This is a genomic window from Mesorhizobium sp. WSM4841, assembly GCF_055811515.1.
This window is the reverse complement of record NZ_JBVVQC010000001.1, coordinates 43,983-70,976: the sequence shown is the minus strand read 5'-3', so window position 1 is coordinate 70,976 and position 26,994 is coordinate 43,983. Positions and strand designations below refer to the sequence as shown.

General features: G+C 61.9%; 26 protein-coding genes and 2 pseudogenes. 14 read left to right on the top strand and 14 right to left on the bottom strand.

What is annotated here, in order from left to right:
• The first annotated feature begins 153 nt into the window (after positions 1-153).
• Together AC0L14_RS00395 and AC0L14_RS00390 are read left to right on the top strand one after the other, a co-directional pair.
• The gene (locus tag AC0L14_RS00395; protein WP_192355817.1) at positions 154-387 is read left to right on the top strand and encodes an AbrB/MazE/SpoVT family DNA-binding domain-containing protein; all 234 of its coding nucleotides are present in this window, start codon (positions 154-156) and stop codon (positions 385-387) included.
• Entirely contained in the window at positions 384-788 is a 405-nt protein-coding gene (locus AC0L14_RS00390) for a type II toxin-antitoxin system VapC family toxin (RefSeq protein WP_473526388.1), read from the top strand. The genes AC0L14_RS00395 and AC0L14_RS00390 overlap by 4 nt, the downstream gene beginning before the upstream one ends.
• Before the next feature lie 165 nt (positions 789-953).
• Here AC0L14_RS00390 and AC0L14_RS00385 read toward each other — a convergent pair whose 3' ends face one another.
• The 5 genes from AC0L14_RS00385 to AC0L14_RS00365 all read right to left on the bottom strand — a co-directional run bounded on the left by AC0L14_RS00385 (position 954) and on the right by AC0L14_RS00365 (position 5,631).
• Positions 954-1,877 carry a branched-chain amino acid ABC transporter permease gene (locus AC0L14_RS00385; protein ID WP_473485131.1) on the bottom strand — a complete coding sequence of 308 codons (924 nt, stop codon included), beginning with the start codon at positions 1,875-1,877 and terminating at the stop codon, positions 954-956.
• A gap of 59 nt (positions 1,878-1,936) precedes the next feature.
• Positions 1,937-2,824, bottom strand: coding sequence for a branched-chain amino acid ABC transporter permease (locus AC0L14_RS00380; RefSeq protein ID WP_473484777.1), 888 nt, complete (start codon positions 2,822-2,824; stop codon positions 1,937-1,939).
• A 69-nt stretch (positions 2,825-2,893) separates the two neighbouring features.
• Entirely contained in the window at positions 2,894-4,090 is a 1,197-nt protein-coding gene (locus AC0L14_RS00375; protein ID WP_473526387.1) for an ABC transporter substrate-binding protein, read from the bottom strand.
• Between the two features lie 46 nt (positions 4,091-4,136).
• The gene (locus AC0L14_RS00370) at positions 4,137-4,883 is read right to left on the bottom strand and encodes an ABC transporter ATP-binding protein (protein ID WP_473526386.1); all 747 of its coding nucleotides are present in this window, start codon (positions 4,881-4,883) and stop codon (positions 4,137-4,139) included.
• Entirely contained in the window at positions 4,876-5,631 is a 756-nt protein-coding gene (locus tag AC0L14_RS00365) for an ABC transporter ATP-binding protein (protein WP_473484783.1), read from the bottom strand. The genes AC0L14_RS00370 and AC0L14_RS00365 overlap by 8 nt, the downstream gene beginning before the upstream one ends.
• Before the next feature lie 588 nt (positions 5,632-6,219).
• On the opposite strand from AC0L14_RS00365, the gene AC0L14_RS00360 reads away from it, so the two are divergent.
• The 6 genes and pseudogenes from AC0L14_RS00360 to AC0L14_RS00335 form a co-directional block, all read left to right on the top strand.
• Positions 6,220-6,471, top strand: coding sequence for a hypothetical protein (locus tag AC0L14_RS00360; RefSeq protein WP_473526385.1), 252 nt, complete (start codon positions 6,220-6,222; stop codon positions 6,469-6,471).
• A 90-nt stretch (positions 6,472-6,561) separates the two neighbouring features.
• Positions 6,562-8,730, top strand: coding sequence for an amylo-alpha-1,6-glucosidase (locus AC0L14_RS00355; RefSeq protein ID WP_473526384.1), 2,169 nt, complete (start codon positions 6,562-6,564; stop codon positions 8,728-8,730).
• 449 nt (positions 8,731-9,179) lie between these two features.
• Entirely contained in the window at positions 9,180-9,593 is a 414-nt protein-coding gene (locus tag AC0L14_RS00350) for a hypothetical protein (RefSeq protein ID WP_473748333.1), read from the top strand.
• A gap of 216 nt (positions 9,594-9,809) precedes the next feature.
• The gene (locus AC0L14_RS00345) at positions 9,810-10,376 is read left to right on the top strand and encodes a transglutaminase-like cysteine peptidase (protein ID WP_473485132.1); all 567 of its coding nucleotides are present in this window, start codon (positions 9,810-9,812) and stop codon (positions 10,374-10,376) included.
• Between the two features lie 27 nt (positions 10,377-10,403).
• A complete protein-coding gene (locus AC0L14_RS00340; protein WP_473484790.1) occupies positions 10,404-10,562 on the top strand; it encodes a hypothetical protein in 159 nt (52 codons plus the stop codon).
• Positions 10,537-10,716, top strand: a pseudogene (locus AC0L14_RS00335) (IS110 family transposase); the annotation flags it as partial. The gene AC0L14_RS00340 and the pseudogene AC0L14_RS00335, both read left to right, overlap by 26 nt.
• A 139-nt stretch (positions 10,717-10,855) precedes the next feature.
• Here AC0L14_RS00335 and AC0L14_RS00330 read toward each other — a convergent pair.
• The gene (locus AC0L14_RS00330) at positions 10,856-11,506 is read right to left on the bottom strand and encodes a GntR family transcriptional regulator (RefSeq protein ID WP_473485133.1); all 651 of its coding nucleotides are present in this window, start codon (positions 11,504-11,506) and stop codon (positions 10,856-10,858) included.
• Between the two features lie 188 nt (positions 11,507-11,694).
• Here AC0L14_RS00330 and AC0L14_RS00325 point away from each other — a divergent pair, with 188 nt between their 5' ends.
• From AC0L14_RS00325 to AC0L14_RS00315, 3 genes are all read left to right on the top strand, one after another.
• The gene (locus AC0L14_RS00325; protein ID WP_473526382.1) at positions 11,695-13,089 is read left to right on the top strand and encodes a malonyl-CoA decarboxylase; all 1,395 of its coding nucleotides are present in this window, start codon (positions 11,695-11,697) and stop codon (positions 13,087-13,089) included.
• 22 nt (positions 13,090-13,111) lie between these two features.
• Positions 13,112-14,632 (top strand): malonate--CoA ligase, encoded by a 1,521-nt coding sequence (locus AC0L14_RS00320; protein WP_473484794.1) that lies wholly within the window; start codon positions 13,112-13,114, stop codon positions 14,630-14,632.
• A gap of 112 nt (positions 14,633-14,744) precedes the next feature.
• Positions 14,745-16,094 (top strand): SLC13 family permease, encoded by a 1,350-nt coding sequence (locus AC0L14_RS00315; protein WP_473526380.1) that lies wholly within the window; start codon positions 14,745-14,747, stop codon positions 16,092-16,094.
• Between the two features lie 195 nt (positions 16,095-16,289).
• On the opposite strand, the gene hutC is transcribed toward AC0L14_RS00315, so the two are convergent.
• From hutC to AC0L14_RS00275, 8 genes are all read right to left on the bottom strand, one after another.
• Positions 16,290-17,021: a histidine utilization repressor gene (hutC, locus tag AC0L14_RS00310; protein WP_123147222.1), complete on the bottom strand. Its 732-nt coding sequence runs from the start codon at positions 17,019-17,021 to the stop codon at positions 16,290-16,292.
• Positions 17,018-18,022 (bottom strand): zinc-dependent alcohol dehydrogenase, encoded by a 1,005-nt coding sequence (locus AC0L14_RS00305; RefSeq protein WP_473526379.1) that lies wholly within the window; start codon positions 18,020-18,022, stop codon positions 17,018-17,020. Before AC0L14_RS00305 ends, hutC begins: the two co-directional genes overlap by 4 nt.
• A 6-nt stretch (positions 18,023-18,028) precedes the next feature.
• Positions 18,029-19,351 carry a histidinol dehydrogenase gene (gene hisD / locus AC0L14_RS00300; RefSeq protein WP_473484798.1) on the bottom strand — a complete coding sequence of 441 codons (1,323 nt, stop codon included), beginning with the start codon at positions 19,349-19,351 and terminating at the stop codon, positions 18,029-18,031.
• Positions 19,352-19,386: 35 nt separating this feature from the next.
• Positions 19,387-20,187 (bottom strand): ABC transporter permease, encoded by an 801-nt coding sequence (locus tag AC0L14_RS00295; RefSeq protein WP_287217312.1) that lies wholly within the window; start codon positions 20,185-20,187, stop codon positions 19,387-19,389.
• Positions 20,184-21,128 carry an ABC transporter permease gene (locus tag AC0L14_RS00290; RefSeq protein WP_473484800.1) on the bottom strand — a complete coding sequence of 315 codons (945 nt, stop codon included), beginning with the start codon at positions 21,126-21,128 and terminating at the stop codon, positions 20,184-20,186. The genes AC0L14_RS00295 and AC0L14_RS00290 overlap by 4 nt, the downstream gene beginning before the upstream one ends.
• 66 nt (positions 21,129-21,194) lie before the next feature.
• Complete coding sequence (locus tag AC0L14_RS00285) at positions 21,195-22,301, bottom strand: ABC transporter substrate-binding protein (protein WP_473484802.1); 1,107 nt, start codon at positions 22,299-22,301, stop codon at positions 21,195-21,197.
• A 35-nt stretch (positions 22,302-22,336) separates the two neighbouring features.
• The gene (locus AC0L14_RS00280) at positions 22,337-23,482 is read right to left on the bottom strand and encodes an ABC transporter ATP-binding protein (protein WP_473484804.1); all 1,146 of its coding nucleotides are present in this window, start codon (positions 23,480-23,482) and stop codon (positions 22,337-22,339) included.
• A 121-nt stretch (positions 23,483-23,603) separates the two neighbouring features.
• Entirely contained in the window at positions 23,604-24,377 is a 774-nt protein-coding gene (locus tag AC0L14_RS00275; protein WP_473484806.1) for an SDR family NAD(P)-dependent oxidoreductase, read from the bottom strand.
• A gap of 213 nt (positions 24,378-24,590) precedes the next feature.
• Between AC0L14_RS00275 and AC0L14_RS00270 the strand changes: the two genes are divergently transcribed.
• The 3 genes and pseudogenes from AC0L14_RS00270 (at position 24,591) to AC0L14_RS00260 (ending at position 26,851) form a co-directional block, all read left to right on the top strand.
• Positions 24,591-24,839 carry a plasmid stabilization protein gene (locus AC0L14_RS00270; protein ID WP_473526508.1) on the top strand — a complete coding sequence of 83 codons (249 nt, stop codon included), beginning with the start codon at positions 24,591-24,593 and terminating at the stop codon, positions 24,837-24,839.
• Positions 24,836-25,250: pseudogene (locus AC0L14_RS00265) on the top strand (PIN domain-containing protein). The gene AC0L14_RS00270 and the pseudogene AC0L14_RS00265 overlap by 4 nt, the downstream one beginning before the upstream one ends.
• A 974-nt stretch (positions 25,251-26,224) precedes the next feature.
• The gene (locus tag AC0L14_RS00260) at positions 26,225-26,851 is read left to right on the top strand and encodes a transglutaminase-like cysteine peptidase (protein ID WP_473526377.1); all 627 of its coding nucleotides are present in this window, start codon (positions 26,225-26,227) and stop codon (positions 26,849-26,851) included.
• Positions 26,852-26,994 lie beyond the last annotated feature (143 nt).

Below are 26,994 nucleotides of genomic sequence, written 5' to 3'. Positions count from 1 at the left end.
GCGTAGATAGGGTGCTTGCCTGCGGATTACGACGTCAAAAGGCGCCTGGGAAGACAAGTCACAAAATGACGGCTCCGGCAGCCGTTTGCGAAGGTTGAAATTCGGCCCACAAGGTAATACCTTATAGAAAATGGGTATTACCAGGATGCGGACATGACCAGCACAGTCACAGCCAAGGGACAGGTGACCATCCCGAAGCCGGTCCGCGACCTGCTCGGAATCGTTCCGGGCAGCAAGGTTGATTTCCGCCGCACCGATGACGGCAATGTGTTGATCGTGCGTAGCGACAAGAAGCAGCCCGCCAGCCGCTTCGCGAAATTGCGCGGCCATGCCGGCAAGGGACTCGACACCGACGCGATCATGGCACTGACGCGTGGCGACGCGTGACGCTGGTCGACACCAACGTTCTGCTCGACCTTGTCACGGACGATGCGAACTGGGCGGATTGGTCGATCGCCCAGCTTGAGACGGCAAGCCTCAATGGGTCGTTGTTGATCAACGATGCAGTCTATGCCGAGCTTGCCGTTCGCTACGACCGCATCGAGGATATCGACGCGTTTCTCGACGAAGCCGGTCTCCAAATGGCTCCGATGCCCCGGGCAGCACTGTTCCTCGCCGGAAAGGTCTTTACGCGGTATCGCAAATCGGGCGGATCGCGCACTGGTGTGCTGCCTGACTTCTTCATCGGCGCCCATGCCGCCGTCGATGGACTGCCGTTGCTCACCCGCGACGTCGGCCGCTACCGCACCTATTTTCCATTGCTGAAACTGATCGCACCGGACTACTGAACAGCCCGCCGGCCCGAGAAGCACGATTTGGCGCCAAGGCAGAGGCCCTTTTGCCTCTTAATCCGGAAGTCTTGGTGAGATGTTCCGTGCAAGATTGTCGTCTGGCTATAGAACTGAGTGGCTGCATGGCCTAATCGGCGACCGGTCGCTGGTTTCATCACCTGTTCAGAGCGGTTTCCGGATCCATTTTGCCAGGACGCCAACGATGCCCTCCCGGAACAACAGCACCGCGACAACGAAGATGATGCCTTGGCCGATCGTGACCCAGTCGCCAAATGTCGCGAGGTAATTCTGCATCGTGACGATGACTGCCGCGCCGACGATCGGTCCGAACACCGTGCCCATCCCGCCTAAGAGCGTCATCAGCACGACCTCGCCGGACATGGTCCAGTAGACGTCGGTAAGCGACGCCAATTGGAACACGATTGCCTTGGTTGCGCCGGCGACGCCGGCGAGCGTGGCCGACAGCACGAATACGGCGAGCTTGTAGCGGTTGACCCGATAGCCCAGCGAGATCGCGCGAGGCTCGTTCTCGCGGATCGCCTTCAACACCTGTCCAAACGGCGAATGGATGATCCGATAGATCAACAATATGCCGGCGAAGAAGATGGCGAGCACGAAGAAATAGAGCACTTCGCTCGAGCGCAGGTCGATCAGCCCGAACAGATGCCCGCGCGGCACGGCCTGGATGCCGTCCTCGCCACCGGTAAACGCCGCCTGCAGCGAGAAGAAATAGATCATCTGCGCAAAAGCCAGCGTCACCATGGCGAAATAGATGCCGTGGCGGCGAATGGCGAGGGAGCCAATGGCGAGACCGAGCACGGCAGCCACCAGCGCGCCCGCGATGATGGCGAGTTCGGGCGTCAAACCCCACACCTTTGCCGCATGGGCCGAGACGTAGCTCGCCATGCCGAAATAGGCAGCGTGGCCGAACGACAAGAGCCCGCCATAGCCGAGCAACAGGTTGAAGGCGCAGGCAAACAGCGCGAAGCACAGCACCTTCATGACGAAGATCGGATAGAGCAGAAATGGCGCGGCGATGAGGAAGACGAAGAGCGCGGCGAAGATCGCAAAGTGATGACGTGGCATGCCCGCGGCGCCAACCGACGTGATGGCCACCATCGCGATCGGGTTGGTGTCGGTTGTCATCACACACTCCGCCCAAACAGACCCGCGGGCTTGACGAGTAGCACGAGCGCCATGATGACAAAGATCACCACGGCCGAGCCTTCCGGATAGAACACGCGGGTCAGACCCTCGATCAGCCCAAGCCCGAAGCCGGTGAGGATCGAGCCCAGAATCGAGCCCATGCCGCCGATGACGACGACGGCGAAGACGACAATGATCAGGTCTGCCCCCATGTTCGGATTGACTGCGTATATCGGCGCGGCGAGCACGCCGGCGAAACCCGCCAGTGCGACGCCGAAACCATATGTGAGCGTGACCAGCAGCGGCACGTTGATGCCGAACGCGCCGACCATGGTCGGGTTCTCGGTCGCTGCCCTGAGATAGGCGCCAAGGCGGGTCTTTTCGATAATGAACCAGGTCGCGAGACACACGATGAGTGAAGCCACGATCACCCAGGCGCGCGAATTTGGCAGGTACATGAAACCGAGATTATGCCCGCCGGTCAGAAGCGGCGGCGGCGGGTAAGGCAGGCCGGATACGCCGAAAAACTGGCGGAAGAAGCCGACGATGATCAGCGCCAGGCCGAAAGTGAGAAGCAGACCGTAGAGATGGTCGAGGTGATAGAGTCGTCGGATCAGCACGCGCTCGAGCACGATGCCGGTGACGCCGACGATCGGCGGCACGATGAACGCGGCCCACCAGTAGCCGACGCCGAGATAGTTGAGCAGCATCCAGGTGCCGAAGGCGCCCAGCATGTACTGCGCGCCATGCGTGAAATTGATGATGTTCAAGAGACCGAAGATGACCGCCAGCCCGAGGCTCAGAACCGCGTAAAAGGACCCATTGATCAGCCCGAGCAGCAACTGGCCGAACAGGACCTGCGGCGGAATTCCAAGCAGTTCGAACATGGTCGCTCCGGCTGACTTGTCGACGAAAGGACGCGCCGAGCGGCTCGGCGCGTCGTTGGCGAGGCTCGCTTACTTGACGAGCGGACAGCCGCCGTCGGCGAGCGGGCGGAACGCTTTGTCGGCCGGAATGGTGGCCACCGTCTCGAAATAATCCCATGGCCCCTTCGATTGGTCCGGCTTCTTGACGCGGAACAGATACATGTCGTGCAGCTTGCGCCCGTCCGCGCGGATCGTGCCCTTGCCGAACAGCGGATCATCGGTCGGCATTTCCTTCATCTTGGCCATCACCTTGGCCGCGTCCTTGTCGCCGACGGCCTCGACGGCTTTAAGGTAATGCAGGACCGAAGCGTAGACTCCGGCCTCGATCATCGAAGGCTTCTGTCCGGCATTCCGCTCCTGGAAGCGGGCAGAGAATTCCCGCGTTTGATCGTTCTTGTCCCAGTAGAACGCGCCGGTGAGCACGAGGCCCTGCGCCACTTCGAGGCCAAGCGCATGCACGTCATTGATGAACATCAGCAGGGCGGCGAGCGCCTGGCCACCCTGTGTGATGCCGAATTCCGACGCCTGCTTGACCGCGTTAATCGTGTCGCCGCCGGCATTGGCGAGGCCGACGACCTTGGCACCCGACCCTTGCGCCTGCAGCAGGAAGGACGAGAAATCCTGGCCGGGGAAAGGATGACGGACGGCGCCGAGAACCTTGCCGCCCGATGCTTCGACGACCTTCGACGTATCGCGCTCGAGCGCGTGGCCGAAGGCGTAGTCCGCCGTGACGAAGAACCAGCTATCGCCGCCTTGTGCGACCATGGCCGAGCCGGTGCCGTTGGCAAGCGCCCAGGTGTCGTAGGTCCAGTGGACGGTGTTGGGCGAACAGGCTTTGCCGGTGAGGTCCGACGAGGCCGGACCCGAGGCGAGGAAGATCTTGTTCTTCTCCTTGGTAATCTCGTTGACGGCGAGCGCCACCGACGAGGTTGGCACGTCGGCGATCACATCGACATTTTCGGTGTCGTACCACTGGCGGGCGATGTTCGAGCCAACGTCCGGCTTGTTCTGGTGGTCGGCGGAGACGATCGACACATTGATGCCCTTGTCCGCCGCCTTGAAGTCTTCCGCCGCCATCTGGGCGGCGATGACCGAGCCTTCGCCGGCGATGTCTGCATAGATGCCGGAACGGTCATTCAGAACGCCGATCTTGACATCCGTGGCGTAGGCCGCGCCTGCCATCAGCAGGCTCGCCGTTGAAGCCAGAATAAATCCCATTTTTTTCATCGCTACTTCCCTCCGATTGCGGCGCAATGCGCCGTTGATGATTGCCTCAGACACCGAGATAGGCGTGCAGCTTGTCAATGTTGGCGTCGAGTTCGTCGTTGGGGATCGTGTCGATCACGCGCCCCTGTTCCACCACGTAGTGCCGGTCCGCGACCAACGCGGCAAAATGAAAATTCTGTTCGACGAGCACGATCGTGAATCCCTCCTCCTTGAGCCGGGCAATGGTGCGGCCGATCTGCTGCACAATGACGGGTGCAAGCCCTTCGGTCGGCTCGTCGAGCAGCAAGAGCTTCGCGCCGGTCCGCAAAATCCGGCCGATGGCAAGCATCTGCTGTTCGCCGCCCGAAAGCTTGGTGCCTTGGCTCGAAAGCCGCTCCTTCAGGTTCGGGAAAAGCTCGAAAATCTGCTCGACGCTGAGCCCACCGGGGCGCACCTTCGGCGGCAGCATCAAATTCTCCTCGACCGAGAGGCTGGAAAAGATCGCGCGCTCCTCTGGGCAGTAGGCGATGCCCATCTGTGCGATCGACCGCGACGGCAGCTTGATCGTCTCACGGCCGTCATAGGTGACCGAGCCCGAGCGCCTGGAAAGGATGCCCATGACGGCCTTCAGCGTCGTCGTCTTGCCGGCGCCATTGCGGCCGAGCAGCGTCACCACTTCGCCTTCGCCAACCTCGAAGCTCACGCCGTGAAGCACATGGCTCTCGCCGTACCAGCCCTGCAGGCCATCGACGCGGAGGAGGGGTCTCGCCGAGGAGGCAACAGCCGGCCTGCTCGTCAGTTCAGCTTCAACCATGGCCGGCCCCGATATAGGCTTCGATAACGCGCGGATCTTTGGATACCGCAGCATAGTCGCCTTCGGCGAGGACTTTGCCGCGCGCGAGCACGGTGATGCGGTTCGACAGCGAGGCTACGACCGACAGATTGTGCTCAACCATCAAAATGGTGCGGTTCTTGGAGATGCGCCGGATCAGCGCCGAGATGCGCTCAATGTCTTCTTGTGCCATGCCTGCCATAGGCTCATCGAGGAGCAGCATTTCAGGGTTCAGCGCCAGTGTCGTCGCGATTTCAAGCGCGCGCTTGCGGCCGTAGGACAGATCGCTGGCGCGGATGTCCGAAAACTCGGTCAAACCGACATCGGCGAGAAGAGCCGCAGCCTCGCTATTGAAATTGGAGAGCACTTTCTCGGAGCGCCAGAAATCGAAACTGTCGCCGCGCCGGCGCTGCAGCGCGATGCGGACATTCTCGAGTGCGGTCATGTGCGGAAACACCGCCGATATCTGGAAGGAGCGCACAAGGCCCAGCCGCGCGATGTCGGCCGGCTGCATCCTGGTGATGTCCCGGCCCTGGTAGCGGATCGCGCCGCGCGTCGGCTGCAGGAATTTGGTCAGCAAGTTGAAGAGGGTCGTCTTGCCTGCGCCGTTGGGGCCGATCAGCGCGTGGATCGATCCTCGCTCCACCGTCAGGTTGACATTGTTGACAGCGACGAAACCCTTAAATTCCTTAGTCAATCCCGCTGCTTCGAGGATCGCTCCGGAATTCATGCGCGGGAACCTTCGCCCGTCATCGGCGTGAAAACGTGGAACCGCGCTGCGAGGCTGTCCGCCCCCAGGGTGACTTCCATGGTTTCCTCCCGTGGCACTCCTGCCCGCAACAAACGACCTAATGCACATCGCGTCAAGGCCGCAATTTTCAGAAGCCTCGAACTTCACGAAGCGCTGAGTCAACTGCCCTTGGCACAGGCTCGCCTCGAGAAGCTGGCGTGCGGTTGGCATCACATCCGATCGAGCGGCATTTACAGGGATCTGTTGCGGTCTTTGACTGCCGGCGCTGTGGCACGGGGCCTTCGATGAACCCCATCCCTGGCCGAGCAGTGCGAAATCCCTCGCCGCCCGACTAGATGAATGCGAAAAGCTTAGCTGCGTTAGTTCGAGTTGGGGTTGTCCTTGCCGCGGTTTGGATCCTTGCCGGCAGCCTGGCTGCTCTGTTGGGCTTGTCCTTCTTGTCCTGATTGCCGCGGTTGCTCGACGCGGCGATTGTTCCCGCGGGGAACATATCGGCCTTTCGAGAGTTCGCGCTATAGGACCGCAATGAACGCGAGGAAGGGGATTGCCGTCGAAGCTTTTTGAAGGATGACCTTCGCTTTTGAGAAGTTGTCAGGATTGATCGTGGACACACCAGACGAAGCTGTGGACGCGGCACCGCGGATAAGCGGCCTCGATCGTGCACGGGTGCGACAAGCTTTTGACGTGCGATTCACGATCGAGCGCGTGCGCAGCGATTACTTGGCGATCTATCGCTCGCTCATGGAGGGCACAACGAATGCACTTGGTTCTCAAAACAAGCGCGCTAAAAATACCGCAATGATGACTATGGCTACCTGACAGAGCAAGGAGAGGGCTCGGCTGCCCGTACGGCCGGCCCGGATCAGCGCCTGAGCCGCCTTGGTCGCTTCTGAACGGGAGGGGTTGACCATGACCACTCAACTCGAAGACCGCAAGATTGATCCAGCCGTAGCGCTCCCGGCAATCGACGAAACGGCACCGCGCGAGCCGCATCGGCAATTTGCGCTGAAACACGAGGATTGCTTCGTCGTCGCAGACAGCTACGGCGACATACGCGGCACCGGCGACGGGCTTTTCCGCGACGACACGCGTGTACTGTCGCGCTTCCGCCTGTTCATCGGCGGCAGGATGCCGTCGCTGCTCGGCGCCTCGCTGTCGCAGGACAACATCCTGTTCACCGCCAATCTCACCAACCTGGCCACTATCGGGCCGAATGGCAGCGAAGCATTGCCGGGCGTCGTCCATATCGACCGGACGCGGTTCATCTGGCAGGACCGCATGTTCGAACGCATCACCTTCACCAACTATTCCGCGCGCGAGGTGGATCTGCCGGTTCGGCTCGACTTCGACGCCGATTTCCGTGACATGTTCGAGGTGCGCGGCACTACGCGTAGCCGCCGCGGCCGCGCGCATGACGCGCTGGTCGGCGAGGCGAGCGTAACGTTCCGATATGAAGGCCTCGACAATGTGGCTCGTCAATCGGTCATCGCATTCTCGATCAAGCCCGATCAGGTGCACCCCAACCACGCCGACTTCCTTATTCTCGTGGCAAGGCGTGACAGCAGAGCATTGTACCTGGAGGTCGGCCACAGCGAAGAGACCCCCTCCAGCGACCGCTTTCGCGCGGCCGCTGCGCGAGCCCGCTTTGCCATGCGCTCAAAGCGCCGGCAGGGCGCCACCGTCTTCAGCTCCGGCCGCGTGTTCAACGACTGGCTGACACGCACGCGCGCCGACATCGCGCTGCTGACGACCGATCTGGAAACCGGGCCATACCCGTATGCCGGCATCCCCTGGTTTTCGACGGCTTTCGGCCGCGATGGCGTCATTTCCGCCTTACAGATGCTCTGGCTCAATCCGGACCTTGCTCGCGGGGTGCTGGCCTTCCTTGCCCACTATCAGTCGACCGAGATCTCTGTGTTCGACGATGCCGAACCTGGCAAAATCATGCATGAAACCCGGAAGGGCGAAATGGCCGTGCTGCGCGAGCTGCCGTTCGGCCGCTACTATGGCGGCGTCGACACCACGCCACTCTATGTCTATCTGGCTTCGTCCTACGCCGATCGCACCGGAGACGAGGCATTCGTCGATCGCATGTGGAACTCGCTGGGCGCTGCCACTGCGTGGATGGAGGAGGTCGGAACCCGCAACGGGGAAGGCTTTGTAACCTACAACAGGGCGGCCGACACGGGTCTGTTCAACCAAGGCTGGAAGGACAGCGCCGATGCCATCTTCCATGCCGACGGCACGATCCCCAAAGGGCCGATCGCATTGGTCGAGGTGCAAGGTTATGTCTTCGCCGCATATCAAGGTATGGCCGCGCTGGCCGCCAGACGCGGCGACGATGCAAAGGCGGCGCACTGGAGCGCCCTGGCAGAGAGGATCCGTGAGGCGGTGGAAACGCATTTCTGGATGCCGGACCGAGATTTCTATGCTTTGGCAATCGACGGAGAAGGCAAGCAATGCGCGGTTCGCGCGTCCAATGCCGGTCACCTGCTCTATGTCGGGCTGCCTTCAGCGGAACGGGCGCAGGCCCTTGCCACCCAGCTGCTCTCTGGTCATCTCCATAGCGGTTGGGGCGTTCGCACACTGGCCGACGACGAGGTCCCATTTAACCCGATGTCCTATCATAATGGGTCGATCTGGCCGCACGACACTGCACTCTGCGCCTCCGGGCTCGCCCGCTATCACGAGCGCGACAGCGTCGTGAAGCTGATGAGCGGTATGTTCGAGGCGGCGGTCCGTTTCAACATGCGCCTGCCGGAGCTGTTCTGCGGCTTTACGCGCGCGGCCAGCGATTCACCGGTGGCCTACCCGGTCGCATGTCTGCCGCAAGCATGGTCGGCAGGCTCCGCGTTCATGATGCTGCAGGCCTGCCTGGGTATCCGGGTCGACGGCTGGAAGCGCGAGATCACTGTGGAACGCCCGCGGCTGCCGATCGGTATCGACAACATTGTTATCCGCCATCTGGCCATCGGCGAGGCGAAAGTCGATCTCATCTTCGAGCGCATTGGCGACCGCGTTGTGTGCTATCTCGACCATCGCCATGAAGGTCTGGTGCCTCTGGTGGTGCGCTCTTAGCGCAGGCCGGCTCCCCATGTGCTCCGTGACGGACTCTGCCATCAACGACTACGGCCCAACTGATACCTGCGCCGATCGCCAGCGCACCGACTGTACGGTGGTACCTGCCCAAGCCAAACCGGACGGCTATCTGCTCGCAGCGTCGCTACAAGATCGCTGAAACGTCGCCCTGGATGCTGACATGCTGGCGCAGGAGCGTGCGCGCCCGCGTCGCCGGCGAGGATTGCTTCCACGATCGCGCACCCACCGTCCTCATTGCCCTCCGCGCATGCGCCGGGCTTTCCTTCTGGCCGAACGTCGCGCCAGCCACAATGAGCCGGCGCGACTTTGGTTCTTCATCTGTCGCCGGGCGTGTCGGGCGCACTGTTATGCTCCCCAGACCTGCCGGGATCCCGATCGCCTAGCTCGCCGGCAGCACCTTCACCGCCATTGCCTGGACCTGAGTTGACGTGGCCGGAGTTGCCGTTTCCGTCGTCATCGCCGTCATCGCCGTCATCGCCGTCATCGCCGTCATCGCCGTCATCGCCATCATCGCCATCATCGCCGCCGCCGCCGCCGTCGCCGCCATCAGCGCCCCCATCGCCATTATCGCCGCCATCGCCACCATCGCCATTGTCGCCACCGCCGCCATTATCGCCGCCGCTGTCGTCGGGAGCCAAGACACTTTGGATTTGCGCAGTGGTCATCGGCGGACATTGGTCGATTTGCGCCGCCGTGAGAATGTCAGTCCGGTTCAGCGCCACGCAGCAAAGCTCATAGTTAGCGTTCGTCAGAGGGTTGCATTGCTGAGCCGTGAGTACGGGCCGCTCGATCTCTTGGACTCGTGCTGGAACGGTCGCTGCCACTCCAAAAAAGGTGGCTGATATCAACACTATACCGGTGCTGTTGAGTAGTGACTCTAGCGTACACATATTAGCTCTCCATTATATTAATTGCTACTAAAACGCGAATACTGTTTCAAATGTTCCCGTCACCGTTACAATTTGTTAACCAAAAACGGGACGCTAAGGCGTCGCGAGGGATTGCTTTAGGTTCAGCGTCGACTATTGCGAGGCGACCACAGAGGCCCCTCGTTTATGATGCGAATTCTGACGCTGCACACATGCGCTGTCCTGCTCTCGGCCTGCACCCAGGCTTCCGGCGCTGGCACTACCATGCAGACGCAGGGCTATGCGTTTGCGCCCCCTGCCTTCAAAACCTTCTGCGCTAAGGAAAAAACGCTTTGCGACACCAGAGGCAAGACCAAAGTTGTGGACTTGACGGGACCTCGCAAGGCGGAGCTCGCAAGAGTCAACGCCGCAGTCAACCACCGCATTGCTGAACGAAGCGATGTCAGCACCACGGGCAAGGCCGACGAGTGGGACTTGCCGAAAGACCAGGGCGATTGCGAGGACTTCGCCATCCTCAAGAAAAGCGAGCTACTCAAGCTCGGCTGGCCGGCTTCTGTCCTGCTGCTGACTGTGGCGCGCAGCGGGAAAGAAGGCCACACCGTTCTGACAGTGCGCACCAGCCAGGGTGATCTGGTGCTCGACAACAAAACGTCGGCGATCAGGGACTGGTCGCGAACGTCCTACCGTTACTTTGCACGCCAGTCACAGTCGAACGGCAAGGTGTGGGAGCGGATAGGCAAGGCCGGACAACCGTAGGCGCGTCTGCGGCTCGCGCAACCGCTTGTGCTGCGGTCCCTCAAGATCGTTCGGGCACGCGTTTTTGGCGAGCGCGAACTCGCAATGCTGAAATGGGATATGCCGTCACCGCCGGAGCGCATCAAGGGCAAGGCCGACTATGACTATGACCTGATGGTCGTGGAGCCGCGAATTGACCGTCCATGATGCCCGCCTGATGCCGCCGAGCTATGTCAAGCCGTACGTGAAGCGCCAGAAGAACGATGCTGCCGATGCCGAGGCGATCACCCGGCCGACGATGCGGTCGTCGAGATCAAGGAGCGATGAGCAGCAGAGCATCATGGTGCTTCACCGGGTCCGGCTGACGTCCACACATGGCGCAACTGAGCCTATCACGAAACGCGAATCCGCAGCATGTGAGGGAAGCCGCTATAGGAATGATCGATGTTTGTTCGCCAAAAGTCGCGTAACATTGTATTCGGGAACCACTGGGCGATCCACTATCTGCTCGCCATCGTCGCTACAAGATCGCTGAAACGCTCGCCCTGGATGCTGACATGCTGGCGCAGGAGCGTGCGCGCCCGCTCCGCGTCGCCGGCTAGGATTGCTTCCACGATCGCGCCATGCTCGGCGAACGAGGTGGCAACGCGGTTGCGCACGCGAAGCTGGAGACGCCTGTAGGGTTGCAGACGGCGATGCAGTGCGACGCACTGCTCGGCCAGGAAACCGCTGTGGCTGGCAGCATAGATAGCCTTGTGAAAACGTTCGTTATCGTAATAGTAGAGGTCGCTGTCGCCGGCCGAGGACGAACGCTCGCAATCTGCATGCGCGGCCAGGATGGTTGTGCGATCGGCATCGGTGAACCGTCGCGCGGCCAGCGAACCGGCCAAACCTTCAAGTTCCGCCATCACCTCGAACATTTCGAAAACGCGGTGCGGTCCCGGATCGATCACCACGGCACCCCGGCGCGGCCGGATCTCCACCAGCCCGATCGCGTTCAACTGCATCAGCGCCTCGCGCACCGGCGTTCTCGACACGCCGAAGCGTGTTGCCAACTGCACCTCGTCTAGTCGTGCACCGGGGGCGAAGTCGTTCGAGATGATGCCGTTTTCGATCTCGTCACGTAGGCGTTGAACAACATTCCCTGACATTTTCGGACTCCAAAATGCATTACGCGCATTCTTGTATGCAAGATAGTTGACTTTGCGCACAATCGCATTTAATAACGATACCACAATAGGCAAGTCGCACACAATTGGCGGATTCAACCGAGCAGTAGCACCGCGAGCGCGCGGAGGGTCTTTTGCGCCGATTTCGACTTTGCCAGGAGGACTCCGACATGGCAGGTATCTCGTTCTTTAGCGATATGGTGCAAAGCATCACCGATCGCGGCCGCAGGCTGCTTGCGGCAGGCGCGCGCAGCGAGCCGATCCAAGCCGAGACGAATATCGACACGCTCTGCGACATGCTTTTGTCGAGCCGGGGCGAAGCCTCGGGCATGGCATTGGCCGCCGAGGTCCTTCAGCGCTGGGCCCAACTGGACGCGGTCGGTCAGCAAGACTTCGTGCGTATGCTGCACGAACAGTTCGGCCCAGACATCGCCAAGCTTGACAAAGCCATCGAGCGCTACCGCAGCGACAGGAGTTCGGACGCCGTCATCGAACTGCACCAGGCCGCCGAGCCGCGTCGCCAGGAACTGGTGCGCAGACTCAACCTGGCCCCCAAAGGCACGGCAAGACTGGTGGAGATGCGCGAGCGCCTATTAGCCATGAAGGACGCGACGGAGCCGTTTCGCGCCGTCGATGCCGACTTCGCCCACCTGTTCGGCTCATGGTTCAACCGCGGTTTTCTGACCCTGCGTCCGATCGACTGGTCGACGCCAGCCGACATCCTGGAGAAGATCATCAGATACGAGGCTGTGCATGAAATCGCCGGCTGGGAGGAACTGCGGCGGAGGCTAGCTCCAGCCGACCGCAGGTGCTTTGCGTTCTTCCACCCGCGTCTCGCAGACGATCCGCTGATCTTCGTTGAGGTTGCGCTGACCAAGGCGATTCCCTCTGCCATCGCTGATGTGCTCGATGTAAACCGTTCGCCGATCACGGCCCAGGACGCCACCACCGCTGTCTTCTATTCGATCTCCAACTGCCAGGACGGACTGCGCGGCATCTCTTTCGGGAACTTTCTGATCAAGCAGGTGGTGGAGGATTTGCGCCGCGACCTGCCGGGCTTGAAGACCTTCGTGACGCTGTCGCCGGTTCCGGGTTTCGCTGGCTGGCTAGCAAGACTGCGCAAGGCGACCGATCCGAGCCTCGATGATCAGGCCCTCAAGACGCTCGAGCTGCTGGACGATCCGAGCTGGGCGGACAATCCGCAGAAGGCACGGGTCGTTGAAGCTGTGCTCCTCCCGCTCGCCGCACGCTATTTCGTCAAGGAACGTGCCACCGGCAGACGGCCGGTCGATCCTGTGGCGCGTTTCCATTTGGGCAACGGCGCTCGCCTTGAACGGCTGAACTTCCTCGCCGATCGCTCCGCCAAGGCGATGCGGCAGTCCCACGGCTTGATGGTCAACTACTTTTACAAGTTGGACGACATCGAGGCGAACCACGAAGCCTTGGCGCAACATGGCGAGATCGCTGCTTCGCCGGAGGTGAGAAAACTGGCGGCAACCGCTTCGACCGACACCAGTATTGGCGCCCCGGTTCGTCGACGCCGCACCGAAATGCAGAAAACCTAATAAGCAAATTGGGAGGAGTTCAATGAGCAATCACCTGTTCGACGCCATGCGAGCATCCGCCAAGTCAGGCGAGTCGATTTTCATCGAGACTATTGATGGTCAGCGTTGGACCTATGCAGATGCGCTGCGGCTCTCCGGACAGATCGCCAGCGCAATTGATGTGCTCGGCGTTCGCCCAGGCGACCGCGTCGCGGTCCAGGTGGACAAGAGCCCGCTGGCTCTGATGCTCTATCTCGCATGCGTGCGCTGCGGGGCGATATATCTGCCGCTGAATACCGCCTATACGCTGGCTGAACTCGACTATTTTATCGGTGACGCCGAACCGCGGCTCGTCATCGTCTCCTCGAAGTCGCGAGCTGATGTCGAAAGGATCGCGCACGGCCACGGCGCGATTGTCGAAACGCTCGATGCGGACGGCGCCGGGTCGCTCATGGAGTTGGCCCGGGACGAGTCTGCCGATTTTCTCGACGCGGCGCGCGCGCCTGACGATCTCGCCGCGATCCTGTACACATCTGGGACCACCGGCCGTTCCAAGGGCGCAATGCTGACGCACGACAACCTTTTGTCCAATGCATTAGCACTGCGCGAATGCTGGCACGTGACCGCAGCCGACCGGCTGATCCACGCGCTGCCGATTTTTCACACGCATGGGCTCTTCGTGGCGACCAATGTCACGCTGGTTTCCGGCGCCTCGATGTTTCTGCTGCCAAAGTTCGAGCCTGGCGAAATCCTTCCTCTGATGTCGCGGGCGACGCTGATGATGGGCGTGCCGACCTTCTATGTCCGGTTGCTTCAGCATGAGGGCCTGAACCGGGAGACGGTCGCCAACATTCGGCTGTTCATCTCCGGCTCGGCGCCGCTGCTCGCTGAAACGCACGCCGCATTCAAGCAGCGCACCGGTCACGCCATTCTCGAACGCTACGGCATGACCGAAACCAACATGAACACCTCAAACCCCTATGACGGCGAGCGAAGGGCAGGGACAGTAGGTTTCCCACTCCCGTGCGTGTCGGTGAGGGTCACCGATCCGGCCACGGGCGAGACGCTCGGACCAGGCGAAACCGGCATGATCGAGATCAAGGGCCCGAACGTTTTCAAAGGTTATTGGCGGATGCCTGAAAAGACTGCGGCGGAGTTCACCAAGGACGGCTATTTCATCAGCGGCGACCTCGGCAAGATCGATGAGGCGGGCTATCTCCACATCGTCGGCCGCGACAAGGACCTGGTGATCTCCGGCGGCTATAATATCTACCCGAAGGAAGTCGAGGGTGAGATCGATCAACTCGTCGGTGTCGCCGAGAGTGCGGTCATCGGCATTGCACATCCGGATTTCGGGGAGGGGGTGACGGCCATCGTGGTGCTCAAGCCCGGTGCCACAATGGACGAAAAGGCCGTGCTCAACGCGCTGCGCGACCGCCTCGCGCGCTACAAGCAGCCGAAACGGGTGATTTTCGCCGAGGACCTTCCGCGCAACACCATGGGAAAGGTGCAGAAGAATCTTCTGCGCGACCGGTTCAGCAACCTTTACATGCCCGCCTCCTAGGAGGCGCTGACTACCCTGCGTTGGTGCTTGGGAGCGAGACCAACGCAGGCTGATCTACTAACCGATGGAAATGAGAACGGGCGCCTGAAGGCGTTTCCCGAGGGAGGAAGCTATGAACATCCAGATTCTGTCGATCGCGCTGCTGGTCGGCATGTTCGTGATCGCCACCATCCAGCCGATCAATATGGGCGCACTCGCCTTCGCATGCGCCTTTCTGGTCGGCTCGCTCATCATGGCCATGAAGCCGGCGGAAATATTTGCTGGCTTCCCGAGCGACCTCTTCCTGACACTGGTCGGCATTACCTACCTGTTCGCCATCGCCCAGATCAACGGTACTATCGATTGGCTGGTCGAGGGCGCGGTCAAACTGGTGCGCGGACATGTGGCGTGGATTCCCTGGGTCATGTTCCTGGTCGCCGCCGTCATCACCGGCTTCGGTGCGCTCGGACCTGCGGCGGTCGCCATCCTGGCCCCGGTGGCGCTGGGTTTTGCGTTCCAGTACCGCATCAATCCGGTCATGATGGGATTGATGGTTATTCACGGTGCACAGGCGGGCGGCTTTTCGCCGATCAGCGTCTATGGTGGCATCACCAACCAGATCGTCGAAAAGGCGGGGTTGCCGTTCGCGCCGACATCACTGTTTCTCTCCAGCTTCTTCTTCAACCTGGCCATCGCCGTCCTCGTATTCTTCCTCTTCGGCGGCTCGAAGGTGCTGCGTAAGTATTCGATGGCGTCGGGACCGCTGCCTGACCTCCACCCCGAGGGCGTGACGCAGTCAATCGTCGGCCACGGCGGCACGCCGGCTACTCCGATCAGCCATCACGTCTTTGAGGAGCAGACAAAAAATGTGTCGGCGCTTTCCGGCCTGACTACGGAAAGGTTGACGACATTAATCGGCCTAACCGCGCTCGCGGTCGGCGCACTTGTCTTCAAGTTCAATGTCGGCCTGGTGGCGATCACTGTTGCGGTCGCGCTCGCACTCCTCTCGCCGAAGACCCAAAAGGCAGCGATCGACAAGGTCAGCTGGTCGACGGTGCTCCTGATCGCCGGCATCATCACCTATGTCGGCGTCATGGAGAAGATCGGCACTATCGACTACGTCGCCCACGGCATTTCAAGCCTGGGCATGCCGCTGCTGGTTGCACTCCTCCTCTGCTTCACCGGCGCCATTGTATCGGCATTCGCCTCGTCCACGGCATTGCTGGGAGCCATCATTCCACTGGCCGTGCCCTTCCTCCTGCAGGGACAGATCAGTGCCATAGGTGTGGTTGCCGCGATCGCGATCTCCACCACCATCGTTGACACCAGTCCGTTTTCGACCAACGGCGCGCTGGTCGTCGCCAATGCCCGGGAAGCAGAGCGCGAGAGCGTGCTGAAGACGTTGCTGATCTACAGCGCGCTTATCGCCATCATCGGCCCTGTCATCGCCTGGCTGGTTTTCGTGGTCCCCGGGTTAGTTTGAACGGTCGGCCGCTTCCCGGACATTCCCAATCAGTCTGGCCGCTCCGGTGCAATTTGACCGGCGGCCAGGCTTGACCCCGAACCTGATCTGGTCGGCGTCAACAAGAAAAACGCCGGCGCAGGCAGAACTGATTCCCTATCAAAGCAGCCGTTGGGCCGATAGGGTGCCCCGCCCGGTTTGGCTACGTGACCCCGCTCAGGCAGGCGAGGGCGCGTAGCGGCTGCCCAGCGAATAGCGGCTGCCGACATAGGTGAGCTTGTTGACGGTGGCGACCGCCGCGCCTGACCAGGTCCGCCGATGCAGGAGCAGGCAGGGGTCGCCTGGCCGGATCATCAAACGGCCGGCGGCCACCTCGTCGGCGGCGACGGCCGAGATCACGTGCTCCACTTCCGTCAGCGGCGTCGCCCGCTGCAGATAGTCGTAGGTGGTGGTCGCAACAAAATTTTGCCGGTGGTAGTCCGGTGCGAGCGCCGAATTGACGAAGCGTTCCTCAAGCTGGACGGGCACATCGTCCTCGAAATGCACGATGATCGAATGGGCGACCGGCCTGCGGCGCATGAACTCGAAGGCGACAATGAGGTCCAGCGCCGGGTCGCGGATCTTCTCGAGCACGACGACCTCGGCCCTGTGGCGTCCGCCGCGCGCGGCGATCTCGCCGGCGATGTTCCTGATTTCGATGAGAGCAGATTGCGGTTTCGGCGGCGCCACGAAGGTGCCTACGCCCTGGATGCGCAGGAGGTGGCCTTCCGAGGTCAGTTCCCTCAGCGCCCGGTGCACGGTCATGCGCGAGACGCCGAGCGTGCTGACCAGCTCGTTTTCGGAAGGCAGCCTGCGGTCCTTCGGCCATTTGCCGCTGCCGATGTTGCCAAGCACGTAGTCCTTGACCTTTTCGTAGAGCGGTCCGGCAGTTTCGGGAAGCTTGATCATCGCCCTCTCTCCATTCGGACGATGGTCTTCAGGCCGCCGCTCGCACCTGCGATCAGGCGGTGGTAGGCGGCGGGAATTTCGCCGATCGCGATCTCCTCGGCCACGAAACGCGACAACGCGGGGGCGAGATCGCCAAGCATGGCTACGGCCGGCGCAAGCTCGTCGGCGAAGGCGTGGCAGCCGACAAGCGCGATCTCGCGCTCGACCAGGAAGTTGGGGTCGAGGTCGAGGCGGCCATGCGAAATGCCGACCAGCGCCAGCGTGCCGCCGCCGGCCAAACGATCGAGCAGCCGCGCCATCACCGTCACATTTCCCGTCGCGTCGATGGCATGGCGCAAGTTGGGATCGTGGGACAGGATGTCCAGGTCGACGACGGTCGCGCCGCTCACCTCGGCCACGAGATCCGCACGTGCCGCATTGCGGTCGGCGACGAGGACCGGTCTCTCGCTGCGCCGCGACAGGAGCAGCGCCGCCAGCCCGCCGATCGGGCCGCAACCGGCGATAAGCACTGGCGCCCCGGCCGGCGCCGACAGCCGCCGCACTGCGTGCAGGGTGACCGCCAGCGGCTCCGCCATGGCGGCGATTGCGGGATCGAGCGCAGGGTCATGGCGCAGGAGCAGCCGCGCCGGCAGCTCCGTCTCTTCCGCGAAGCCGCCGTCGCAGACCTCGCCTACAAAGCCCAGTGTGGCACAGACATTATGCAGGCCGGCCCGGCAAGCAGAACATTCGCCGCACCAGAAACGCGAATCGGCGACGACCCGGTCTCCGAGGGCCACCTGGGACACGCCGGCCCCCACGGCAGTCACTTCGCCGGCGAACTCATGTCCAACGACGCTCGGCGCGCGGCTGATCCACTGACCGGTGCGGAAATTGTGGAGGTCGGAGCCGCAGATGCCGGCGGCCGTCACCCTGAGCCGCACCCAGCCAGGCCCTGGTTCGCCGGGAGACGGCACATCCTCGACCCGCAAGTCGCCCGCCGCATGGAGTCTGGCCGCCTTCATCATCCGCTACCGCACCAAATATCGGTCGCGCACATCGGAAACGGCGTGTTCGTGCGAGGAAAAGCCTTCATAGCGGGCAAGCGTGCGGGCATGACGCGCGAATTCCGGATAGGCCGTCGCCGTCACGTAGCCGATGGAAGAGCGCTTGACGAAATCCGTGACCGAGAGCGGTCCACAGGTACGCGCCCAGCGGCTGGTCGGCAGCACGGCGTTGGGGCCCAGCCCGAAATTGCCGATCGAAACCGGCGTGTGCGGCCCCATCAGGATCTCGGCGGCTTCGGTGATGTGGCCAAGGTGCGCAAAGGGATCGGTGGAGAGGATCTCCAGATGCTCAGGTGCGTAGTCATTGATGAAACGGTAGCTCTCCTCGATCGATGCCGTCAGCACGATGCCGCCACAGGCACCGGTCAGCACCGCGGTGGAGAATGCTACCCGCTGATCGGTCATGCGCGCCCAATGCTCGGGCAGCGCCGCCAGTGCCTCCTCCGCCACGCGGCGGCTGTGGGTCACCAGATAGGCCGACGAGTCCGGCCCGTGCTCCGCCTCGATGAGGAGGTCGAGCGCGGCCAGTCCGCCATGTACGCTGTCGTCGGCGAGGATAATCGCTTCCGACGGACCGGCGGGAAGGCCTGGATCGATGACTCCCGCAAGCAGCCGCTTGGCCGCAACGACCCAAGGGCTGCCTGGACCGACGATCTTGAGCGCGGGCCTGATCGTCTCTGTGCCGTAGGCGACCGCGGCGACCGCCTGCGCGCCGCCGCATTTGTAGACCGTTTCGACGCCGGCGAGGCGCGCCGCAACCAGTGTCGCTGCGTCCACCGAACCATCGGCCGCTGGCGGCGTCATGATAGCAAGCTCCGGGACGCCCGCCACGACGGCGGGCACTGCGGTCATCATTGTCACCGAAGGGAACGCCCCCTTGCCGCGCGGGACATAGAGCGCCACCGAGCGGATCGGCGTGAAGCGGTCCCCGGCATAGGCGCCGGGCCGCATTTCCTTAAGCCACATCGCTTCCGGCTTCTGCTCTTCGTGGAAATGCCGGATGTTGTCGATGCCGAAGCGAATGGCGGCGACCACGTCCTCGTCCACCATGCCGAAGGCGGCATCGAACTCGGCGGGGCTGACCTTCAGCCGCGCCGCATCGAGATCTGCCTTGTCCAAGTCGCGGGCGAAGCGGACGAGCGCGGCGTCGCCTTCTGTTCGGACCGCCTCGATGATCGGTGCGGCCTTCTCCATAAAGCCAGAGAGATCGGTCTCTGAGCGCCGCATCAGTGCCGCTCGACCGGCGGCGTCGAGTTGGCTCAAGTCGTGGAACGATACGTTTGGCATAGGATTTCCTTTTCGGCCCGGCGGGCCGGCATTCCTCATTTCGATTTCAGGAAGATGTCGAGCCCGACCAGCCTGTCGAGCAGGAAGACGGCGACAGCCGAGCAGGCGATGAAGACCACGGAGATCGCGGCAAGATCCGGCGTGATGATCGAGCGGATGGAGTTGTAGATCAGCACCGGCAGCGTCACGATGCGGGCATCGACGAGCAGCAGGCTGACCAGGAACTCGTTGAGCGCAAGGATGAACATCAGCAGCGAGCCGGTGATCACCCCCGGCATAACCGCCGGCAGGGTGACGGAGAAGAACACCTGGAGCGGCGGCGCGCCGCAATTGGCGGCGGCCAGTTCCAGGTCCGGGTCAAGCCCGGTGGCACTCGCCGTCACCGCCCAGATCATGAAGGGAAGGTTGATGACGCAGCAGGCGATGCCGACCGGCCAGAGCTGGCCGAGAATGCCGGCGTTGCCGAAAATCAGCATGAGGCCGATGCCCGATCCGATCAGCGGGATGGTAAAGGGCAGCAGCAGATAGATCTGGATCGTCTTCTCAAAACGCACCGCATATTTCGCCAGCGCGATGCCGGCCAGCGTGCCCACGGGAATCGCAACGATCGTACAGACCGTCGCAACTTGGAGCGTGCGCAGGAAAGCGTTGCGCAGGTCGGAGGCCTGCGAAATGCGCGCATACCACCGCAGCGACAGCCCGTCCGGCGGAAACGTGATGATGTTGCCGCCGGTGAAGGAAGCGCCGAGCACGACGATCGTCGGCGCCGAAAGCGTCACTAGGGCGATCGTAACCAGGGTCCACAAGACAACGGATTTGCTGCGCGAGCCGCTCACGCCCGTGACCTCCCCATCGCAAGCGTTCCGGCTCCGAACAGCGCGAACACCAAGCCGACGAGGATTGACCCGAGCGCGACCAGCATAAGCGCCAGCGTCGCACCAAGGCCCTGGTCGGACGTTCGGAAGAACTGGTCGTAGATGGCGTTGGCGATAAAGTCCTGCGAGCCGCCGCCAAGGATTGCGGGGACTGCGAAATCGGTGAGCGAAAGCGTCAGCACCACCACGCCGGCGCCGATGAAGCCCGGACGAGCGAGTGGCAACACGACATGGATGAACGTGCGAACCCAGTTCGCGCCGAGCGATCCAGCGGCCGCCTCCAGCTCTTCGGGAATGGCGGTGAGTGCCGGCGCCAGCATCAGCACGGCAAACGGCAGCATGTACTGGACGAGGCCGAACAGCACGGCGGGATAGTTGTAGATGAGCCGCATCGGGGCGACCCCGACAAGGCCGAGTGCCTCGTTCACCATGCCCTGGTTGCCTAAGATGATCAGCCAGCCATAGGCACGCACAACCTGGCCGATGAAGAAGGGCAGAAACAGCGCAATCAGCAGGAATTTGCGCAATCCTGGCGAACGCGTGCGCACCATCAGATAGGCGTAGGGAAAGGCGAAGACGAGTGTCACAGTGGTGACGATCAGGGCGGCGATGAGGCTGCGCTGCGCGACAACGAGGAACAGTGGCTCTGTCAGCGCCCGCCGGAAATTGGTGATGGAATAGTCGTCCGAGAATTGGAACGTGGTGGTGTCGAGCGTGCGCAGGCTGGCGTCCGCGATCTGGATGAGTCCGAGCGCGAGCAGTCCGACCAGCAGCACCGCCGGAAGCAGCATCAGATAGGGCGTGGCGCGCCTTAACCGAGCCGGCCAGATGGCGGCGGCAATGCTTTCCAGCGCATCCATGATGCGCCATTTCAGGGGATAGGCTGTCCTGGCTGCCCGCATGAAAAAATCCGTATCCGACGTCGTGAAGGAGCCGGTGCCGCCAGCGCAGCACCGGCCGACCCGGCGTCAGCCCTGCATGATCGCCTTGAACTTGGAAAACCACTCGCTCTCGTTCTCGACCTGGACCTTCGAGGAGATGCGGATGAGGCGCTGGAAATCCGCTTCGGTGGTCGGATAGGACGGATCGCCCACCAGATCCTTCGGCGGTGTGAGGCCCGGCACCACGCCCGGCAAGCCGAGGCCGTCCAGCCAGACCTGCTGGGCTTCCTTGGTCAGCGCATGGTTGATGTACTGCTTGGCCCAGTAGAGTTCGTTTTCCGGCAGGCCCTTGGGAATCCACAAACCGTCCGTGTCGAATTTCGCACCCTCCTCCGGCACGACCCATTCGATTTTCACGCCGTTCTTGCGGGCCTCTCGGGCGTTGGTCGAGATGGTGCAGGCGGCGTCGATCTCGCCGTTCTGGAACCAGGTGGTGAAGTCGGGATCTTCGCCCAGCAGCGGTTGCTGCGCCTTCATCTTGGTAATGAAATCCCAAGCCGGCTGCATGTTGCCGGGTATGTCCTCCAGCTTGCCGCCACCGGCGACCTGGGCTGGGAAATGGAAGCCGATGCCGTCATTGTAGAAGGCAAGCCGCCCCTTGAACTTCGGGTCGAGCAGGTCTTTCCACGACTTCGGCGGTCCGTCCGGGAATGCCGCAGGCCGATAGGCAAGCACATAGACATAGCCGTAGGTGTTGACGATCGGGAAGCCTTCCAGGCCGGCCGGCTTGGCAAGGTCCGTCACATTGGCGAGGTTCGGCAGGTCGGAGAGGTCTTCCGTCACGCCGCGCAGTGCCGATTTCGTAGCATTGGTGGTGGTGTCCCAGTTGATGTGGATCGGCGGGACCCGGTTCTGCGCTACGGCCGCCCAGACCTTGGGCTGGATCTCATTGTCTTCGGTCAGGTCGTGACGGACAGCAATCCCCGTCATTTTGGTGAAGCTGTCGGACACGCCGGCCTTCAAACTATCCACCCAACTGCCGCCCCAGGCGCGCACGATGATCTCCGCCGGCTTTTCCGGCTCCTGCGCATAGGCGCCGCGCAGGCCGAGCGCCGAGGCGCCGCCGAGCGCGGCGGTGGCCTGAAGGAAGGTTCTGCGGGAAAGATGGGATAATGTCGGCTTAAAGCGCTTCATCTGCATTCTCCTCTGGGTTTGACCGGTTTCCGGTTCTATCGAAAAACGAGCATGTCCCTGGTATTCCACCCCAGGAACACGCTTTCGCCTATGTCGAACTGCGTGTGCGCGGCGGGATCATGGTCAAAAACGCGAATGACCTCGTCGCCAATCGCGGCGCAGGCTACCTCGTAGACCATGCGCTCGCCTTCGAAGATGGTGTCGGTGACAGTCCCGGCCAGCATGCAATCGAGCTTCGACAGCTGCGAAGCATCGCCGGCGAGGCGGATCTGTTCGGCGCGGATCGCTCCCGATGCCTTGTCGCCCTCCGCAGGTGGATTGACCGGATCGCCGATCTTTCCGGCAAGCATCAGATCACCTCGAAGGATGGAGACGTCGCCTGCTTCCGAGACGGCCCGTACCGTGCCGGCAATGAAGTTGGTGACGCCGATGAAATTGGCGACGAAGGCGTTGCGGGGCTGGCGGTAGGTGTGGATCGGCCGCGCCTTCTGCTGGATCTCGCCCTGATCCATGACGACGATATCGTCGGAAACCACCAGCGCCTCGCGCTGGTCATGGGTAACGTTGATCGTGGTGACGCCGAGTTCGCGCTGGATGCGGCGGAATTCGAGCTGCATTTCCTCGCGCAGCTTTCGGTCGAGCGCAGCGAGCGGCTCGTCGAGAAGTAGCAGGTCGGGCTCGAACACCAGCGCGCGCGCAATCGCGACGCGCTGCTGCTGCCCGCCGGAAAGTTCGTGAATGCGCCTGCCGCCATACCCCTCGAGCCGGACCAGCGCGAGATATCGCTCGACGCGTTCGGGAATGGTGCGTGCATCGCGCCGACGCATCTTCAGCGGGAAGGCGACATTCTCGGCCGCCGTCATATGTGGAAACAACGCAAGCCTCTGAAAGACCATGCCGATCGACCGCTTGTGCGGGGGCACCGCGCTCACCGCTTCGCCGTTGATGAAGATCTCGCCGCTGCTCGGGGTCTGGAACCCGGCGATCATGCGCAGGAGGGTTGTCTTGCCGGACCCAGAAGGCCCGAGAATGGTGAGGAACCGGCCCTTCGGCAGGTCGAAGGATGCATTCTTGACGGCATGAACCCCATCGAAGTCCATCCCGACGTTGCGGACCGTGACTGCGATTTCCCTGCCGCCTTCCGCTTCGGGTGAAGCTACGGCCCGGAAAGGCTCCTGCATTGCGGTTCCCCTTGTTTGTCGCCGGTCGCATGCAAGAACGTCCGGCGTTGCGGGGTGGTATATACAACCATATACAAGCCGTCGGGTCTACACGGTTCTTGTTGCACCACACCTCAGTCGCTCAGATGGATGCGAGATAACCGCCGTCGACTGGGAGGCAATGCCCGGTGACATAGGCGGATGCCCCGCTCGCCAGGAACACGACGGCTCCGGCCAGATCCTGCATCGTGCCGAAGCGCCGCTGCGGGATCTTGGCCAGCATCGCCGTCTGCCAGTCGGGATCCTGATAAAAAGCATCCGTCATCGCCGTATGGAAATACCCCGGAGCGATGGCGTTGACGCGGATGCCGAGCGATGCCCATTCCGCGGCGAGCGCGCGCGTCATGCCCAGGAGCCCAGACTTGGATGAACCGTAAGGCACCGCGGTCGGAATGCCGACATAGGAGGTCAGCGAGCAAAGATTGATGATCGCGCCACCGCTGTTGCCGGCAGCCATCCGCCGCGCCGCGGCCTGCGCACAGAAGAAGGCGCCCTTCAGATTGGTCGATACGATGCGGTCCCACACTGCTTCGTCGACGTCGAGCGAGGGCTGGACTTGCTCATAGCCGGCGTTGTTGACCAGGATGTCGAGCCCGCCAAAGGCATCCGCCACCTCATCGACCACCACGCGGATACGATCGGTGTCGAGCACGTCGAGAGACCGGCAAAGCGACCTTCGCCCGTTAGCGCTAATTCGCTCCGCCGTTTCACGAAGGGATGTTTCGTCGCGGGCGGTCACCGCGACGTCCGCACCAGCCGCGGAGAGCGCCTCCGCCATGGCCTGGCCGATGCCGCGGCTGGCGCCGGTCACCAGCGCTTTTTTTCCCGTCAGGTCGAACAAGGGAGCGGCGTCCATCCTGTCACGGCTCCTGTATTTTTCGAAAATTGCATGCGGGAAACGAACACCAGTTGCGGCCGGTTGTCTATACATCCTGCACTATTGCCGGGGTCGCTTCATGCGCGATCTTCGCTGGCCGACGATCACGGAGCTGTTGGATGGCAAGCCATCATCTGCCATCTTGCTGGCAGTGCGGATGGCTTATATCCACGGCAAAAAGGAGTTTCCATTATAGCCGAACCTCAGCTTTCCGTACGCAGCGCCAAGGCGCGCGATCTTGCCCATCGGCTTGCTCGACGCGAGAACCGCTCGATCGCCGACGTGGTTGAGCGCGCACTGGAACCCTGTGAGGTGCGGCAAGCAGGTCGTGAGCCGGCATTGACGTTCTACACTCGTATTGCTAGCGCTTATGGTACCGAAATCGACCTTGAAGCAGTGATCCGGGGTAATCGGCAGGTTCATCCTGGACCTGAGCTTTGATCTTCCTTGATACCAACGTCATTTCCGAGACGCTGAAGAAGTCGCCCGATCCTGCCGTGATCGCATGGTTGGTCCGCTATGACTCTGAACTTGCGCTTCCAGCCGTGACCATCGCCGAGATCGCCTTCGGCATCCAGAAAATTCGACCCGATCAGCGTGCCGAGCGTTTGGAGCAGGGACTGTCGGGATTGGCGTCGCCGGTTCGCCGATCGGATCTTCGGGCTGACTGAGGAAGCCGCGATGACCTATGGGGAAATCATGGATACTGCCGTGCGGCAGGGCCGCGGGATGTCGGCGCCCGACGGCATGATTGCTGCAATCTCAAGGGTGAATAGCGGCCGCTTGGCGACGCGGAATTTGGGTGTCTTCGGCACGACTGGTCTCAAGTCGTTCTCTCCGTGGGAGCTTTGACCCGTCGGATATGGCTCATTCAGGACTGGAGCATGGCGGCAGGATTTTCTTGCGCCCCTGTCCAACCACCCTCGTTGCATTGCGGGTGATTGGACAGTTTTGCATGGGAAGGCAAGTTCTCCGTATATTAACGGCCCGCCCATGGTGCACGACCCCTAAGAACCTTGCCGGGCTGTGGCTGTCCTTCCTTCGGGGCTACCACGGGTGGAGGCAAGGAAGCCGTGTGACTGGTGTCTAAGGTCATTCCGCTGTTGTCGACGCCAGTAACGAATCCGCGGGTCGGGTCGCGATCCGGGTTTTGATTGGCAGCGAGCGAGACTCCCGTCGACATGGCAAGGAGGGCGATAGCCGTTACAAGCTTGTTCATCGTATTTTCCTTTCTTCGAATGAGCAGACCGGCCAATCGGCGCCTTGCGCGCTATCGACTCCTGCTTGCGAAACCGCTGTCGGCCTTCTGTCTCGTCACCATGACGAGCCTTCCTGCTCACGATTGGAACTTACGCTAACGCCTGTCGCAGAGGTTTGCCCGGGTGCCATCGAAATGTATCCGAATGTATGCGAAATCTACGCGAGAGCGCCGTAGCTCTTGGCCTTCGGTCGCTTCGACAAATTTGGCTACAACTTTTTCTCGGCCGTGTGCCCACGTTTGGGCAGCCAAACACGTGTCGGCGTCGTCATCTGGTCCCGTAAGCGGCGCTGCTGAAGAACCTCGGTGACGTACAGGCGCACAATCCCCCATGATTGGGCTCGTCGATAAGCGCAGGTGCGCCGATGCGGTCATGCGAGAACACGCGAGGGTCTTCCAGTGGCCATGGAAATTCCCTGGCGCTGACCGCGCGGCGTCCAGCATTCAGTCGTTGGTGATGGTTCGCGACCGTAGCTGTAAATTGTGTGTCGGATGCGTTGATGTGCCCGTGAAAAGATGGTAACGCGATATTAAATTTTGTTTCGGGTCGTTACCTTGGGCGGGGCGAATGGGATTGGTGATACCGCGGGCATGGCTGTGTGCCGGCCTACTGTTGGGCTTGATGATGTCCGCGACGCCGATGGAGAAAGCTTCGGCCGATGCGGTGTCTGGTGCCATGGCCACCGGGCAGCGGAGTTCCATCCCGGTCGGCCACGTTGAATTCTGCCGAAGGCATGCCTCAGAATGCAGGATACGAACGGGCAGGGTCCCTCCAGTCCTTTTGAGCAGAGGCATGGAAAACAAGCTCGCGTCCGTCACCAAACTCGTGAACAGATCGATCAAGCCCGTGAGCGATTTTGCCGTTCACGGCACGATGGAATTTTGGTCCTATCCTGACAGCGCGATCGGCGACTGCGAGGACTACGTCCTGCTTAAGCGCCGGATGCTCAATTTGGAGGGCATATCGCTCTCGAACCTTCTGATCACCGTCGTCAAAAAGGAGGACGGCGAGGGGCACGCAGTGCTGACGGTCAAGACCGACAAAGGCGACTATGTGCTCGACAACCTCAACGACGAGGTGAAGCTTTGGTCGAAAACTGGATATAGATTTCTAAAAAGGCAATCGTCAACAGATACCGGGCGCTGGGTCGCGATACTTGAATACCGCGACGTCCTGGTCGGTGCGGTCGACTGAACCTCTCGCCGCCGCAAGCGCGATGACGAGCCTCTGCTTTTCGACGCGCACCTGCCGCAGGGCGTTGATCCGGCTGCATGCAAACATGTGATAATGAGACGCCGGTGCCATCAACTGCGCGCGCGGCGCGAGCCTGGCAGTGA

Excerpts from the sequence above, each read along its gene's own strand:
- AC0L14_RS00395 (WP_192355817.1), top strand. The coding sequence starts at position 154 with ATGACCAGCACAGTCACAGCCAAGGGACAGGTGACCATCCCGAAGCCG.
- AC0L14_RS00385 (WP_473485131.1), bottom strand. The coding sequence starts at position 1,877 with ATGCCACGTCATCACTTTGCGATCTTCGCCGCGCTCTTCGTCTTCCTC.
- AC0L14_RS00380 (WP_473484777.1), bottom strand. The coding sequence starts at position 2,824 with ATGTTCGAACTGCTTGGAATTCCGCCGCAGGTCCTGTTCGGCCAGTTG.
- AC0L14_RS00375 (WP_473526387.1), bottom strand. The coding sequence starts at position 4,090 with ATGAAAAAAATGGGATTTATTCTGGCTTCAACGGCGAGCCTGCTGATG.
- AC0L14_RS00370 (WP_473526386.1), bottom strand. The coding sequence starts at position 4,883 with ATGGTTGAAGCTGAACTGACGAGCAGGCCGGCTGTTGCCTCCTCGGCG.
- AC0L14_RS00365 (WP_473484783.1), bottom strand. The coding sequence starts at position 5,631 with ATGAATTCCGGAGCGATCCTCGAAGCAGCGGGATTGACTAAGGAATTT.
- AC0L14_RS00360 (WP_473526385.1), top strand. The coding sequence starts at position 6,220 with ATGACCTTCGCTTTTGAGAAGTTGTCAGGATTGATCGTGGACACACCA.
- AC0L14_RS00355 (WP_473526384.1), top strand. The coding sequence starts at position 6,562 with ATGACCACTCAACTCGAAGACCGCAAGATTGATCCAGCCGTAGCGCTC.
- AC0L14_RS00345 (WP_473485132.1), top strand. The coding sequence starts at position 9,810 with ATGCGAATTCTGACGCTGCACACATGCGCTGTCCTGCTCTCGGCCTGC.
- AC0L14_RS00330 (WP_473485133.1), bottom strand. The coding sequence starts at position 11,506 with ATGTCAGGGAATGTTGTTCAACGCCTACGTGACGAGATCGAAAACGGC.
- AC0L14_RS00325 (WP_473526382.1), top strand. The coding sequence starts at position 11,695 with ATGGCAGGTATCTCGTTCTTTAGCGATATGGTGCAAAGCATCACCGAT.
- AC0L14_RS00320 (WP_473484794.1), top strand. The coding sequence starts at position 13,112 with ATGAGCAATCACCTGTTCGACGCCATGCGAGCATCCGCCAAGTCAGGC.
- AC0L14_RS00315 (WP_473526380.1), top strand. The coding sequence starts at position 14,745 with ATGAACATCCAGATTCTGTCGATCGCGCTGCTGGTCGGCATGTTCGTG.
- hutC (WP_123147222.1), bottom strand. The coding sequence starts at position 17,021 with ATGATCAAGCTTCCCGAAACTGCCGGACCGCTCTACGAAAAGGTCAAG.
- AC0L14_RS00305 (WP_473526379.1), bottom strand. The coding sequence starts at position 18,022 with ATGAAGGCGGCCAGACTCCATGCGGCGGGCGACTTGCGGGTCGAGGAT.
- hisD (WP_473484798.1), bottom strand. The coding sequence starts at position 19,351 with ATGCCAAACGTATCGTTCCACGACTTGAGCCAACTCGACGCCGCCGGT.
- AC0L14_RS00290 (WP_473484800.1), bottom strand. The coding sequence starts at position 21,128 with ATGCGGGCAGCCAGGACAGCCTATCCCCTGAAATGGCGCATCATGGAT.
- AC0L14_RS00285 (WP_473484802.1), bottom strand. The coding sequence starts at position 22,301 with ATGAAGCGCTTTAAGCCGACATTATCCCATCTTTCCCGCAGAACCTTC.
- AC0L14_RS00280 (WP_473484804.1), bottom strand. The coding sequence starts at position 23,482 with ATGCAGGAGCCTTTCCGGGCCGTAGCTTCACCCGAAGCGGAAGGCGGC.
- AC0L14_RS00275 (WP_473484806.1), bottom strand. The coding sequence starts at position 24,377 with ATGGACGCCGCTCCCTTGTTCGACCTGACGGGAAAAAAAGCGCTGGTG.
- AC0L14_RS00260 (WP_473526377.1), top strand. The coding sequence starts at position 26,225 with ATGGGATTGGTGATACCGCGGGCATGGCTGTGTGCCGGCCTACTGTTG.